Raw genomic sequence first — 14,547 nt, 5'->3', positions numbered from 1 at the left:
GGCGATTTAGCCTATAACGCAATGCATTTCTGAATGTTCAGCGTGCCCTATATTAGCAAAGTATTGATCAATCTCTAAGCCTTGTCTGTTGATCCTTCAAGTATTTTCATGATTTGTTGTTGTAATTGTGGTGTGAATCGGTGTTGCCGGTAAAGCTGCTCAAATACCAGCAATGCTGCATAAGCATCCGCTGCGGCATAGCTGACCTGTTGTGGACTAAGATGTTTCACCGCCCAATTTGAGGTACTGATCTTTTTACTCTTGGCCAGATAACGCTGGAAAAGCAGGGCAATCGCGGTTTGTACACCGACCTGGCTGCGATAGCCAAAACTGCCAAAGCTTTTGGATAGTTCAATCAGTGATGCAGGCTGGATACCTCGGCTACGGAAAATATGTGCATCATTCTTGAGACCAAAGCCGACTTTCAGTTGCTGTTCATTTTCTAAAATCGGTCTTAAAAAATCCAGAATTTCAGCACTGACCTGAAAAACATAGGCGGTATCGTGAGTTGCAAGCTGGATAACATGCGGTCCGGTCGACTTTTCCCCCACTTTAAAGGTCGGTTTCGATTCACTGTCAAAACCAAACACTGCAATGGAACTGAGTTGATCGTGTAGCGTCAGGCATTGTTCAAGCGTTTGAATGACAATAATCCTTTCTGAAACAAGGTTTTCAAAGGCAGCTAAGGCACGTATTTGTTCCTTGCTCAAAGGTACTGCTGCGTGTTGAGGTGTGTCCATCTGCATTTAAAACTCAAGTCATTTATCTGAGCTTAAAGGGTTTTATTGAAATAAAAAAGCCAAGTCGAAACTTGGCTTAGCAAACATGACGTATTTATTTAGCTTGATTTATCTGTTGCTCAATCTGAGCTTGCTGGCTTCTTTGCACATATTCTTTATAGGCTGGGATAGCGGTCGCAGCCAAAGCCAATATAATGATCGGGATAAAAATAATATAGATCCATGCCAATACTTTTTCCCAACCTCGGGTCATTCGTGGTGAGCCATAATTATTAATACCCACATCGCCTTTTGCACAGCTTAAATAAATAAAGAACAAAAAGTTTACCAATGGGATAAGCATTAGCAGTGATAACCAGCCAGTCTGGTTCCTGTCATGTAAACGACGGATGGTAAAAATAAAACTTACATATAAGGCTACAATATAAATAATGATAAATAGCCCAACTAAAATATAGGTCAGAAAACCTGTAGATGTATCGGTCATGGTCGGTACTAAGAAAGCACTGACAACGCCAATAAAGAAGAAAGCAATTCCAATCAGCATATTCCAGCCTAAATAGGATAAACGTCCAAAACGTCCATTTGCACTTAAACTTGAATCATTTGTTTGTAGTGATGTATTCATGAAGCCCTCAAAAATAATAGTTTTTAGCAGTTATTAAATTTTTTACTCGCCTAAATTATAAAGAGTAAATTAAAAAATGATATAAATTTTGATCTAGTTTGTTTTATTGAAGAGGTTGATAAAGATAATAGACATAGATTAAGGGAAAATCGCATGGTTTTTCATGAGAACAAGAAACATTAAGACAGAGAGAATGAACATTAAGCTCAATCCGATATAGGCCATGACTTTTTCCCAAGTTGCAGTCGGGTGCAAAGGTGCATATTGATTGGAGTCCTGATTACCTTTAGCAAGTAACAGATACAAAAGCATCAATAGATTCAGATAAGGCACAGCAAAGAGCAGCACAAACCATCCTGAACGATTACAGTCATGCAGACGTCGAATAGCAAAGATAATACTGCTATAAACAAAAAACAGTGCAAGGATTAGCCATAAAAATAACGCTAAAAAGTCAGGCTGTTTATGTGGCTGATCTAAGCCAATTCCAAACATTTCAAAGCTGAGGTAAATGTTTAGCGGAATCATAATCAGGAAAATGACAGTTTGCCATGCCAGATAAGATAATCGGCCAAAACGTCCCTGAGGGTTAAATGGGTTTGATAAATGCTTAGAAACGGGCTGTAACATCATTATTCGTCGTTTGAATTATTTTTTATGGGCAATAAAAATCGCCACATGATATGGCGATTTTTTTAATGTCCGATCAGTTAAATTTTCCATTCCACAAAGTTTTTCAGCAACTGCAAACCGGCAGTATGACTTTTCTCTGGGTGGAACTGTGTTGCGAACAAATTGTCTTTATGAATGGCTGTACAGAAGTTCACGCCATAATCACAGGTCGCGGCAATAATTGCCGAATCGCTTGGCTCGACATAATAGCTATGTACGAAGTAGAAGCGGGCATCTTGTTCAATGTTATTCCACATGGGATGCTCTGGATCAAGCTGATGTACCTGATTCCAGCCCATATGTGGCACTTTGAGATTCGGGATTGCCGGAAAGTGTTTTCCCGCGCCTTCAAAAATACCCAGTGCTTCGACGCCACCATTTTCTTCCGAGCTTTGTAACAGGGCTTGCATCCCCACACAAATTGCCAGAACTGGTTTGTTAAAGACCGCCTGACGCACCACTTCATCAATCCCTGCTTCACGCATGCCTTGCATGCAGTCACGCATGGCACCGACACCGGGGAACACAATCTTGTCTGCTTTAGCAATCAGTTTAGGATCATTGGTTACATCCACGGTTGCACCGACATGTTCTAATGCTTTTGCCGCAGAGTGCAGATTGCCCATGCCATAATCAAGTAACGCAATACGGGTCATTACAGGCTACCTTTGGTTGACGCAATGGTATTTTCAGCACGTGGATCAACTTCACAGGCCATACGTAAGGCACGTGCCAATGCTTTAAATACACTTTCAATCTGATGGTGGCTATTTTTGCCTTTCAGGTTATCAATATGCAACGTCATCAGTGCATGATTGACAAAGCCCTGGAAAAATTCCGAGAATAAATCAACATCAAAGCTTCCGATACGGGCACGGGTAAATGGAATATCCATAAATAAACCCGGGCGGCCAGACAAATCTACTACTACACGAGACAATGCTTCGTCTAAAGGTGCATAAAAATGACCATAACGACGTAAGCCTTTCTTATCGCCTAAGGCTTGTGCAAAGGCTTGTCCTAGTGTGATGCCGCAGTCTTCGACGGTATGATGGTCATCGATTTCCAGATCGCCATCGCAATGAATATCGATATCAAATAGACCATGACGCTTGATTTGATCAATCATATGGTCTAAAAATGGAACTCCAGTGTTGAGTGTGCCTTGACCAGTACCATCGAGATTGAGACGAACTCGAATTTTTGTTTCGTTGGTATTTCTTACCACTTCACTGATACGTTGCGTCATGGACACGTTCCTCAAAAAACGTCAAAAATGATTGAATTAAAAACCAATAGTTTCGCTGTGACGAAAAAGTGACAGCATCATAGTTTGCTCAGGAGGGTTAATCAATGCCTATTACCGTACATGCTTACAGTTCTCTGGAAGATTCAGGAATTCGTACTCAGCTCGAGCGACTTTACGATACCAGCCCAGAGTTTGGCGACGGGCAAGATGCAATGGAACAACTTGAACAAAATCTACAGCAATATACCACAGTTTACACTGCTGAATTTAACACCAAAATTATAGGTGCAATTTGGGCGACAGGACAAGGTGAAAGCCGTGTTCTGGAATATATTGTGGTGCATCCCGCCAATCGTGGCCGCGGTGTGGCGGAACGTCTGGTTGAAGAGGTCTGTCGCATGGAAGAAGCGCAGGGCGTGCAACAGTTTGAACCGGGTTGCGGGGCAATCCATCGTTGCCTGTCGCATCTCGGTAAAATCTAAACAGCTGGCCTTAAAACCACGCTTTGCAGCAAAATTAAGCGCTTAAACGAAAAATCCACAAATTTGCTTGACGGGCTTAGACAAACATTGTTTAATACGCCCACTTTGGCGTGATAGCTCAGTAGGTAGAGCAACGGATTGAAAATCCGTGTGTCCCCAGTTCGATCCTGGGTCTCGCCACCATAAATTTGTATTTTCAATCCCTGATCCCATCAGGGATTTTTTTTGTCTTAAAATTGATTGCGTGAAAAATGGGCAATTAAATCAAAAGCTCATGATAATTATTGACTATTGCGCCGAGATACGGCTTAATACACCCCATTGGCGTGATAGCTCAGTAGGTAGAGCAACGGATTGAAAATCCGTGTGTCCCCAGTTCGATCCTGGGTCTCGCCACCATATTCAAAAAGCCTCAAACGAAAGTTTGGGGCTTTTTTTATTGCGCCAATAGTTTGTTATATTGAAGCCAAGTAGAAGAATTGAAGAATAACATCGCATGAAGGATTTATTTTCAGCGCAAAGTGAACTTTATCAACAGGCACGACCGACTTACCCACAATTACTCATAGACAGCTTAATTCAGCAACTCAAGGGTTTTGACCGTGCATGGGACTGTGGCGCAGGTTCAGGACAATTAACCCGCCTGATTGCGCCGCATTTTCAACAGGTGATCGCAACTGACCTGAGCCAGAACCAGCTTGATCAGGCGCCAGCCTTGAGTAATGTCAGCTATTTACAGCAAGCCGCGGAACAATGCAGTTTCCCCGATCAGTATTTTGACCTAATTACCGTTGCGCAGGCGATTCACTGGTTTGACTTTGAAAAATTCTACGCACAAGTGAAACGAACCCTCAAAGCAGATGGTCTTTTCGTAGTGATTGGTTATGGTCTGTTAACGCTTGAGGATGCGTTTTTAAATGACCGGCTGCAACAGCTTTACCACCAGACCTTAAACGGCTTCTGGGATGCAGAGCGGCGCTATATTGATGAGCTTTATCAAACGATCCCATTTCCTTTTCAAGACATTCCGATGCCGCAGTTTCAGATTGAATTATGCTGGACAGGACAGCAGTTGTGGGATTATCTCAATACTTGGTCTGCAGTCAAACATTATCAAGATCACATGCAGGTCAGTGCTTTAGCCGATTTACAGGATATCCTGCTGATCCGGCAGCCGATGCGGGTGACCTTTCCAGTCTTGCTGAGAGTAGGGCGGCAAACGATTTGAAAGACTGAGAATAAAAAAAGCATGCCGAAGCATGCTTTTTAGAAACAAATGCGTAGCTTAAGCAGATTTAGCAATCTCTACAGGGGCTAACATATGACCTGTTTCTTCAAAGTTGGCATGCCAGGACAATGCTTCACGCAGAATATGTGGGGTATGACCACCACGTTCGCAGGCACGGTCAAAGTAATCGTTTAACGCGCCTTGGTAAAGCGGGTGTACACAGTTGTCGATAATAACACGGGCACGTTCACGTGGTGCCAAGCCGCGTAAATCAGCAAGACCCACTTCAGTCACCAGAATATCAACATCGTGTTCGTTGTGATCGACATGGCTGACCATCGGTACGATTGACGAAATATCACCGCCTTTGGCAATGGATTTGGTTACGAAGATGGCAAGATGCGCATTACGGGCAAAGTCGCCTGAACCGCCGATACCGTTCATCATCTTGGTACCGCAAACGTGGGTTGAGTTTACGTTGCCGTAAATATCGAACTCAAGTGCTGTGTTAATCCCGATAATGCCTAAGCGACGTACGATTTCAGGATGGTTGGAAATTTCCTGTGGACGTAACACCAGTTTATCTTTGTATTTCTCAAGATTGCCAAAAACACGTTCGCCACATTGCGCTGACAAGGTAATGGAGCTGCCTGAAGCAAACTTCATCTTGCCGGCATCAATCAATTCAAAGGTACAGTCTTGCAGTACTTCTGAATACATCACCAGATCTTCAAAGTTTGAATCTTTAAGACCCGTTAAAACGGCATTAGCAATTGAACCAATCCCTGCCTGTAATGGACCTAAGTTCTTGGCTAAACGGCCTGCAGCCACTTCCTGTTCAAAGAATTTGATCAGGTGGTTGGCAATGCCTTGGGTTTCCGCATCTGGTGCTGTTACGGTTGATGGAGAATCTGCGGTGTCATTGAATACAATCCCCACGATTTTCGCTGGATCGATTGGAATCGCGGTTGAACCAATGCGGTCATCCACTTTTGTTAATGGCAATGGGGTACGGGTTGGGCGATAAGTCGGAATATAAATATCGTGCAGACCTTCAAAGTTTTCACTGAGTGAGGTGTTGATTTCAACAATCACTTTTTCTGCAAAAATCGCAAAGCTCGCCGAGTTCCCGACCGAAGTGGTTGGGACGATATGACCATCTTCAGTAATCGCAACCGCTTCAATCACCGCAACATCAGGACGTTTCAGTTGCTGGTTACGCATCTGTTCAACGGTTTCAGACAAATGCTGGTCAATAAACATCACTTCGCCGTTGTTAATCGCACGGCGCAAGGTATTGTCAACCTGGAAGGGCATACGACGAGCCAGTACACCGGCTTCCGTCAATTGCTTGTCTAAGTCATTGCCGAGGCTGGCACCAGTAATTAACGTGATTTTTAACGGATTTTTCTTGGCTTGTTCAACCAGTGCCTGAGGAACAGCTTTTGCCTCACCTGCACGGGTAAAACCGCTCATTCCGACCGTCATATCATTTTTAATAAAGCTGGCAGCCTGTTCTGCACTCATCACTTTGTCGTGTAGAGCTGCAAGGCGAATACGACTTAAAGACATCATCCATTCTCAATTTTGCTTTTCATTGGGTATGGATTTTAGCGCTAAAACATGAAAAGTGGATTGAAATAAGGCTAAGGTCTAATACAGCTGCATACGCTTTATTCACTTGTATTTCAGCCTATTTAAAAGCTGTAATCTAGCTGTTTGAATTTATGAAGAAAAAAATAAATATATGTGAAGTAAAACCGGATGTATCTGTACGACTGAATGGGCAGAAAGTCGCCGATTGTGTGGTGATTAAATAGGCGACTTTAGTCTAAATCAACTAGTGACAGGCGGTTGATTTAGGAATTTTGCTTTAAAAATGGCCTGTCAGGGTCTGTTTGATCTTATCAATCGCATTGTTGGCTGGTTCGCTAGCTTCCACTGTTGGAATGGGTAAGGAAATTACTACTTCCAGTCCCCCTTGTTCACGATTGCGAATACTGATCTGGCCTTGATGAATATCGACAATACGTTTCACAATGGCCAGTCCAAGGCCGCTCCCTTGAATGGTACGCGCCGAATTACCGCGGACAAACGGTTGCATCAGTTCTTCGACCTGATCCGGCGGAATCCCTTCACCATGATCTGCCACGGTAATCAGGATATGATCATCAACATGGCTGGCGGACAATTCAATCGGTTCTGCACCATAGCGTTTGGCATTATTGATCAGATTGGCAATCAGACGTTTCAGCGACAAGCTGCGTGCAGCAATAATCGGAAGTTCCTGTGCTTCAAAACGGATATCCAGTGGTTTGAACTGCACCACCAGTTCTTGCAGCAGGGTATTCAGATTGGTCTCTGTGAGCTCTTCGTCAGAACCGTCTCGCATATAGGAAATGAACTGATTCAGAATCGCATCCATATCGTCGACATCGTAGATCAGGCCTTCACGGAAGAACTCGTCAGGCAGCATTTCCGCGGTCAGGCGAATACGGGTCAGCGGCGTACGTAAATCATGGGAAATACCCGCCAGCATGATTTGACGGTCACGTTCGGTCTGTTCCAGTGTATACACCATATGGTTAAAGGCCTGATTGACCTGACGGATTTCCAGTGGCCCATGATTGGTGTCGAGATAAGGGGCTTTACCGGTTTTACTGTAATTATTCGCAGTATTTTGCAGCCGACGCAAAGGCCGGTTCATTTGTCGCACCAGAATTAAAATAATAATGGACGATACAATCGGAACACCAAACAGCCAGCCAGCAATCAGCTCAACACTATAGTTGGTATAGGTTTTGAGTGGTTCTCTGACCCAGTTACCATTCATTTCAGGCGTTTGAATCCAGATACGCGGAATCGGCTTGAATTTAAAATAAACCGTGACGTCTTTAACACCGAGTTCTTTGGCCAGCTTCTCTTCAATCTGGTTGGTAAAGAGTTCAGCCAGAAATTTATCTTCAACCCGCGGAAACTCTTTTGGATCGGTGACGTATTCAATCCCGATCCGGTTTTTCAACCAGGTGTCGACATCGACTTCGCTATCACGATGCAAAATTCGGATATCCGGATTGTTGACCAGTTCCAGTTCAATCGCCAAATAGCGGGCATGTTGCTGTAATTCAGGAAGATAAAGGGTTCGCCAGAAGAACCACAAGGACATAAACAGGCTGAAAAACACCATGAACAAGACCAGAATGGTAGTGCGCATGGCAGCGGAACGAGGTTTGATTTTATCTAAAAAACGTTCCCATTTGGTTCGGGGCCTTTCGGAATAAGCCGCGAACTCGGTAAACTCTTGTGGATCAATGGGTTCAAGTTTCAACGTTTAATTTCCCGAACTTACTCTGCACCATCTGGAACAAATACATAACCCACACCCCAAACGGTCTGGATGTAACGTGCACGGGCAGGGTTGTCTTCAATTAAACGACGTAAGCGAGAAACTTGCACATCAATTGAGCGCTCCATTGCACCCCATTCACGACCACGCGCCAGATTCATCAATTTATCGCGGGTTAAAGGCTCACGAGGATGCTGGACCAGTGCTTTCAATACTGCAAATTCGCCTGTCGTTAAGGTCACGACTTGGCCTTCACGGGTCAAGGTACGTGTCGAAAGGTCGAGTGACCATGGGCCAAAGCTGACCACTTCAACTTGCTGGCTTGGGGCACCTGGGACTTCACGTACCTGGCGACGTAACACGGCACGGATACGGGCCAGTAATTCATTTGGATTGAACGGTTTTGGCAGATAGTCGTCAGCGCCTGCTTCCAGACCGGCAATACGGTCAGAATCGCTACCGCGTGCAGTAAGCATGATAATCGGAGTGTCGATATTGGATTGGCGTAGGCGACGACAAATACTTAAACCATCTTCGACAGGGAGCATAAAGTCGAGCACGATCAAAGAGAACAGTTCACGTTGCAGTAAACGATCCATTTGTGTCGCATCATGAGCAGTTTTTACCACGAAACCCTTATCTTCGAGGAAGCGTTGTAAAAGCGTACGCAAGCGCACATCGTCATCGACCACTAAAATGCGTTCGACCCGGTCTGTCTCATGGTGTACGGTTTCCGTCGATTCAGCAGGTACAACTAAACTCATGATTGTGCTCCTTTATCGTTTATTGTCATCGTCTTTATGCAATGCGAATGTGAAATATCAATAGACCTTTGAGTATACGATTCATTGCACAGTTTTGGCTATGTTATAAAGCAACAAATATTGCCAATAAAATCAAGAGATAGATACCAAATATATACAGGCAGAATGATGACAAACAACCTATTTTTTCAATATTTAGGCAGAAAAAATAGCTGATTTGAGAAATATGCGGCGATTTGCATAAAAGATTGAGTCCAGAGATTGTTCTCGAAGGGCGGGTCAATACTGCAATTAATCGCCTGTGAATAAAATTTATACAGGAATAAAACACAATATTCAAAAAAACAATGGTGGATTTTATAGCCATGAACTTTATAATCAGTGCTTTTAGAATTAACCCTTGTGGAATCAATCACGATGACTGACTTAGTTCAGCAGTTGGCAAATGAACTTGCCGTACGTCCAAACCAAGTAGAAGCTGCTATTCGTTTAATTGATGAAGGTGCTAGCGTTCCTTTTATTGCACGTTACCGTAAAGAAGTCACGCAAGGCTTAGACGATACGCAATTACGTCAACTCGATACACGTTTAACCTATTTACGTGATTTATTCGAGCGTCGTGAGAAGGTGATTCAATCTTTACAAGAACAAGATAAATTAAGCGATGATTTATTGGCACGCGTCAATGCGGCTGAAACGAAAAATGCATTAGAAGAAATTTATGCACCTTATCGTCCAAAACGCACCAGCAAATCATTTAAAGCCAAAGAAGCTGGTTTAGGTCCGATTGCTGAAAAAATTATTGCAGATCAAATTGATCCTGCAGAAGCACTGGCTGGTTATAGTCATGAAGACTATCCTGATGTTGAAAGCCAGCTCGATGCGATCCAGCACATCCTGATTGATGACTGGGCACAAAATATCGCCTTAACTACTGAATTAAAACAAACTTTTGCTAAAACTGCAGTATTAAAAAGTGCAGTCGCTTCTGATGAGAAAAAAGAAGTGGGCAAGAAATTCCGTGATTATTTTGACTTTTCAGAAAACCTCAATAAAGTCCCTTCACACCGTTTATTGGCAATGTTACGTGGCCGTCAGGAAAATGTACTGGGTCTAAAAGTAGATGGTGAAGACGATGTTCCATTGGCACGTATCGAGACAGAATATAATCTTGAGCAACTTCAGCCACAAAGCCGTCAGGATTATTTAAAGCAAACTGCTAAATTATTCTGGCTGGGTAAAGTTCGTCCGCAAATCGAACATTCATTATTAACGGATAAGCGTTTAGCTGCTGAAGCTGAAGCGATGGATGTGTTTGCTGAAAACTTGCGTCATTTATTGCTTTCTGCACCTGCAGGTAGCCGTACCACGTTAGGTGTAGATCCTGGTATCCGTACGGGCGTGAAACTTGCTGTGGTAAGCGATGCAGGGGATGTACTGGCGCATAGCACCATTTATCCATTTGCACCAAAAGAAGATAAAGAAGGTTCGCTGACAGAGCTTGCGCGTTTATGCCGAGAGTTCCACGTGGAACTTATTGCGATTGGTAACGGTACGGCAAGCCGTGAAACTGAAGCTTTGGTTGCAGAAATGATGGCAGCCAATGCAGATTTGAAATTGACACGTATCACCGTCAGTGAAGCAGGTGCATCGGTTTATTCTGCAAGTGAATTGGCATCACAAGAACTTCCTGAGCTTGATGTGTCGATTCGTGGCGCCGTGTCAATTGCACGCCGTTTGCAAGATCCATTGGCTGAACTGGTTAAAATTGATCCGAAATCAATTGGTGTGGGTCAATATCAGCATGACGTGAACCAGACCGGTTTGGCAAAAACACTGGATGCTGTGGTTGAAGACTGTGTGAATGCCGTTGGTGTAGATGTGAATACGGCTTCTCCTGCAATTCTGGCTTATATTGCCGGTTTGAATAAGTCGATTGCGCAGCAAATCGTGGAATACCGTAAAGAAAATGGTCGCTTTGATAACCGTCAGGCCTTGAAAAAAGTACCACGTTTAGGCGAGCGTACCTTTGAACAGTCAGCAGGTTTCTTACGTGTTCAAAACGGTTCAGAGCCATTGGATGCTTCTGCGGTTCACCCGGAAAGTTATGGCTTGGTAGAAAAGATTGTTGCAGCAAAAGCAACGACGGTGAAAGACATTATTGGCAACACTGAAATCATTCGCCAAGTGAAGGCAGATGAGTTTGTTGATGACAAATTTGGTTTGCCAACCATTCAGGATGTTCTGGCTGAATTGGAAAAACCGGGCCGTGACCCACGTCCAGAATTCCGTACAGCCAAGTTCCGTGAAGACATTACTGAGGTTGCTCAACTGACTGAAGGCATGCAGCTTGAAGGTGTGGTGACCAATGTGACCAACTTCGGTGCCTTTGTCGATGTGGGTGTACACCAGGATGGTTTAGTACACATTTCTGAGTTGGCGAATGAATTTGTCTCTGATCCGCATAAAGTGGTGAAACCGGGCCAAATCGTACAGGTCCGTGTCATGCAGGTTGACGTGGAACGTAATCGTGTCAACTTGAGTATGCGTGCAGAAGGTTCTGCGCCAGCGAAGGCTTCACGTCCACAACGTGCACCACAAGACCGTACTGAACGTTCAGAGCGTAAGCCACAAGGCCAACGTCCTCCACGTAAAGAAGGTGACTTTAAGCGTCCGCAACAGAACAAGCCGAAATCTGAAAAACCACAAGAGCAAAAGATTGGTGGTTTAGGTGCCTTGCTATTACAAGCTGGGATTAAAGGTTCTAAATAATTGAATAGCTAAATAAAAGCCTCTTCGGAGGCTTTTTTAATAACATATAATTCAATCTATATCATATTATTTAAATATATGAGGGTAATAATTTCGAATAATAATGGTCATAAATGCGGCCATTTTGTTAGACTAGTCACATCGATTTGGAATTAGAGATAATTAATTTGTATATTGCATATATTGTTGTGTGATTGAAAAAGTAATTATTGTTTTATTGATCAAGCTATTCTTATATAGAAATATTTTATTATTGGGTGGGATTGGGTGATGGTATATAAGCAGTTATCATTAAGTATATTTTTTATATCTATAATAAGTCTTGTTGGTTGTGGTGGTGGTGGGAGTGGAGATTCTTCGGGAGATCACATAACGCCTCAGGTATCTAATCCAAATGAGATACCAACAGTAACCTCATCTTCGGCAGTTACTTATACGACATCAATTGAACAAAATCTTAGTATATTCAACGAGAAAAATACAGGCTCAACATATCAATTAAGTCCTACTACTGCAGTAACAAAAAGTGTGATTGAGCCAAGCTATAGTGTAAGGAGCTATGATGGTGTTGGTATATCATTTCTATATAAGTTTGACGCGGATAAAATTCTGATAGTTGATTATGATCGTTTAGCTAACAAAGTCGTTCATGCGCGCCTTGATACGACAGATTCAACGCTTTCTTGTAAAAAAGATAAGTGGTCTCCATTAGGGTGTAATGGGATTGATGTTATTTATGATGATCGTACTGGTGATTCAACAATTTCATTTAATAAACAGCAATTTGAAAATTATTATTATCAAGCGAATCCAACTTCTTCATCAGGTAGTGAAAAAGTAGAATACAAGGTAATGGTGGATGGGACGGTTAAAGGGAGTATAACAAGTAAACCATTAGCATTTTCTGATTTTGAGAAAACACACACAGGAGAAATTACTGTTAATGGTAAGAAGCTTGATATTTATAGGGCATTTATGCGAGATAAACAGCTTTTTATCCAGTTTAAAAATGGGGAAAGTTTATACTTGCTTACTGGGAAGTCTTCAGGATTAATTAGTGGTTATGATACGGCTGAAGGGAGTTTTTCTACTTCGGCAGTGGGGACACTAAAGACATTAGCAAATGATCGCGTAAATGTGAAATTAGATAATATCTACTTTAGTTCTAGCACTGGTTCAAAATTGGTATCAGGAGATATTACTTTAATTGATAGTTCTGCCAAAGTTGATATGCAGAATATTGGCAAAATTGATACAAATTATGTGTATGCTTATGAATTGTCGAATAAAGAAATGACCTATTTTATTACCTCTACAACAGGCTCTGGTCGTATTGTGATTCAGGGACAAAGCCCAGTGAGTATCGATATTAATGGTTATTCATGTAGTTTGAATAATTGCAAAAACGTAGCTATTTCTAAAGATGGGACATATATAAAACTTAATGGAACTTTATTAAGCGGTGTAAGTGTTACAGGTTCAATCCGAACCAATATCCACTAATTTATTGTCATCATACTATTCGTTTAGATGAGGCCAATGAGTTTTGAAGTTAACAAAAATTACTTGATTTGAAATGCATCTAAAGCTGGAGAAAAATTAAACAGATTAAGGTGCATTTCATATTTTTATTTGAAAAGAGATAAATACCTTCTTCACATATAAATTTAGAATAATATTAATGATAACAGCAATTTTATTCTATAAATTCCATGCAATCGCGCTAACCTGACATGATGCAAAAAATTCAAAGGAGGTCGTGATGTCGCGTAGACCTCGTGAACAAGTTGATTACCTCCATCTGGAAGAACTGGGTGGTCTGGAAATGCTGAAAGCAAGTTACTATCAGCAGGAGTTTTCACGACATGTTCATGAAGGATTTTGTATCGGCGTGATCGAAGAGGGCGCACAGCGCTTTTATCGTACCGGTGGCAATCATGTGGCACCACAGGGCGATATTATTCTGGTCAATGCCGATGAAGTGCATACCGGATCTTCGGCGGTAGACACTGGCTGGCGTTATCGCGCAATCTATCCAACACCTGAAGTATTTAATGAACTCACCCGCGATCTGACGACGGTACACGGTACTGCACCTTGGTTTAGAGAAGCGGTATTGCATGATGAAGGATTGGCCCAGCAATTCCGTTTATTGTTTGATTTACTGGAACAGCCGAATAATAGCTTGTTAAAACAGACCTTATTCTTGTCGACGATTGCATGGCTAGTATCCAAATACAGTCAGGTCAAGCCGCATGTGGCTGACTTGAGCAACGCCAAACAGCGAATCCTTAATATTAAAGAACTGATGGCAACGATGCCTGAGCAGGAATTTTCCTTGGCTGAGCTAGCAGAAATGGCAAATCTGAGTCAGTGGCATTTCTTGAGACAATTTAAAAAACATGTCGGGTTGTCACCACATGCATGGCTGGTACAGGCACGGTTGCAGAAATCGCAAAGATTATTAAGACAAGGACTGAATTTATCCGAAGTCTCACAACAATGTGGTTTCTCGGATCAGAGCCATTTTAGCCGTCATTTCCGTCAGACCTTTGGCATTACGCCCGGCGGTTATATTGCCTATCTCAAATAAAACAGCAATTTTATGCAATTCTCCTGATGCAAATTTTGGCATAGTCATACGGTCTTTTATCAACCCTTGTGAT

General features: G+C 42.5%; 13 protein-coding genes and 2 tRNA genes. 7 read left to right on the top strand and 8 right to left on the bottom strand.

Annotated elements, in window-relative coordinates; genetic code table 11:
* Positions 1-74: 74 nt before the first annotated feature.
* The 5 genes from MSG93_RS07195 to hisB form a co-directional block, all read right to left on the bottom strand.
* On the bottom strand, positions 75-746 hold the full coding sequence (locus MSG93_RS07195) for a 3'-5' exonuclease (RefSeq protein WP_324621163.1): 672 nt from the start codon (positions 744-746) through the stop codon (positions 75-77).
* Positions 747-834: 88 nt separating this feature from the next.
* Positions 835-1,368 carry a DUF805 domain-containing protein gene (locus MSG93_RS07190; protein ID WP_150954300.1) on the bottom strand — a complete coding sequence of 178 codons (534 nt, stop codon included), beginning with the start codon at positions 1,366-1,368 and terminating at the stop codon, positions 835-837.
* Positions 1,369-1,506: 138 nt separating this feature from the next.
* On the bottom strand, positions 1,507-2,001 hold the full coding sequence (locus MSG93_RS07185; RefSeq protein WP_005282596.1) for a DUF805 domain-containing protein: 495 nt from the start codon (positions 1,999-2,001) through the stop codon (positions 1,507-1,509).
* A gap of 77 nt (positions 2,002-2,078) precedes the next feature.
* The gene (gene hisH / locus MSG93_RS07180) at positions 2,079-2,696 is read right to left on the bottom strand and encodes an imidazole glycerol phosphate synthase subunit HisH (RefSeq protein ID WP_032868521.1); all 618 of its coding nucleotides are present in this window, start codon (positions 2,694-2,696) and stop codon (positions 2,079-2,081) included.
* Positions 2,696-3,289, bottom strand: coding sequence for an imidazoleglycerol-phosphate dehydratase HisB (gene hisB, locus MSG93_RS07175; RefSeq protein WP_004776131.1), 594 nt, complete (start codon positions 3,287-3,289; stop codon positions 2,696-2,698). Before hisB ends, hisH begins: the two co-directional genes overlap by 1 nt.
* Before the next feature lie 104 nt (positions 3,290-3,393).
* Here hisB and MSG93_RS07170 point away from each other — a divergent pair, with 104 nt between their 5' ends.
* From MSG93_RS07170 to MSG93_RS07155, 4 genes are all read left to right on the top strand, one after another.
* The gene (locus MSG93_RS07170; protein ID WP_004776129.1) at positions 3,394-3,771 is read left to right on the top strand and encodes a GNAT family N-acetyltransferase; all 378 of its coding nucleotides are present in this window, start codon (positions 3,394-3,396) and stop codon (positions 3,769-3,771) included.
* 107 nt (positions 3,772-3,878) lie between these two features.
* Positions 3,879-3,954: transfer RNA gene (locus MSG93_RS07165), tRNA-Phe, on the top strand.
* A 140-nt stretch (positions 3,955-4,094) separates the two neighbouring features.
* Positions 4,095-4,170 (top strand) — tRNA-Phe (locus MSG93_RS07160).
* Between the two features lie 97 nt (positions 4,171-4,267).
* Positions 4,268-4,999, top strand: coding sequence for a class I SAM-dependent methyltransferase (locus tag MSG93_RS07155; protein ID WP_324621161.1), 732 nt, complete (start codon positions 4,268-4,270; stop codon positions 4,997-4,999).
* A 57-nt stretch (positions 5,000-5,056) separates the two neighbouring features.
* Here the strand turns inward: MSG93_RS07155 and MSG93_RS07150 are convergent, their stop codons facing one another.
* The 3 genes from MSG93_RS07150 to ompR form a co-directional block, all read right to left on the bottom strand.
* Positions 5,057-6,571: an acetyl-CoA hydrolase/transferase family protein gene (locus MSG93_RS07150; RefSeq protein WP_005227735.1), complete on the bottom strand. Its 1,515-nt coding sequence runs from the start codon at positions 6,569-6,571 to the stop codon at positions 5,057-5,059.
* Between the two features lie 301 nt (positions 6,572-6,872).
* Positions 6,873-8,327 (bottom strand): ATP-binding protein, encoded by a 1,455-nt coding sequence (locus MSG93_RS07145; protein WP_324621160.1) that lies wholly within the window; start codon positions 8,325-8,327, stop codon positions 6,873-6,875.
* 17 nt (positions 8,328-8,344) lie between these two features.
* Positions 8,345-9,109: a two-component system response regulator OmpR gene (gene ompR / locus MSG93_RS07140; RefSeq protein WP_004657337.1), complete on the bottom strand. Its 765-nt coding sequence runs from the start codon at positions 9,107-9,109 to the stop codon at positions 8,345-8,347.
* A gap of 417 nt (positions 9,110-9,526) precedes the next feature.
* Between ompR and MSG93_RS07135 the strand changes: the two genes are divergently transcribed.
* The 3 genes from MSG93_RS07135 to MSG93_RS07125 all read left to right on the top strand — a co-directional run bounded on the left by MSG93_RS07135 (position 9,527) and on the right by MSG93_RS07125 (position 14,474).
* Positions 9,527-11,881, top strand: coding sequence for a Tex family protein (locus MSG93_RS07135; RefSeq protein ID WP_324621155.1), 2,355 nt, complete (start codon positions 9,527-9,529; stop codon positions 11,879-11,881).
* 270 nt (positions 11,882-12,151) lie between these two features.
* Positions 12,152-13,384: a hypothetical protein gene (locus tag MSG93_RS07130; protein ID WP_324621153.1), complete on the top strand. Its 1,233-nt coding sequence runs from the start codon at positions 12,152-12,154 to the stop codon at positions 13,382-13,384.
* A 259-nt stretch (positions 13,385-13,643) separates the two neighbouring features.
* On the top strand, positions 13,644-14,474 hold the full coding sequence (locus MSG93_RS07125) for an AraC family transcriptional regulator (RefSeq protein WP_324621152.1): 831 nt from the start codon (positions 13,644-13,646) through the stop codon (positions 14,472-14,474).
* Positions 14,475-14,547: the final 73 nt, after the last annotated feature.

The organism is Acinetobacter sp. IK40, assembly GCF_035615075.1.
GTDB lineage: Bacteria > Pseudomonadota > Gammaproteobacteria > Pseudomonadales > Moraxellaceae > Acinetobacter > Acinetobacter courvalinii.
This window is presented reverse-complemented; position numbering and strand designations above follow the sequence as displayed.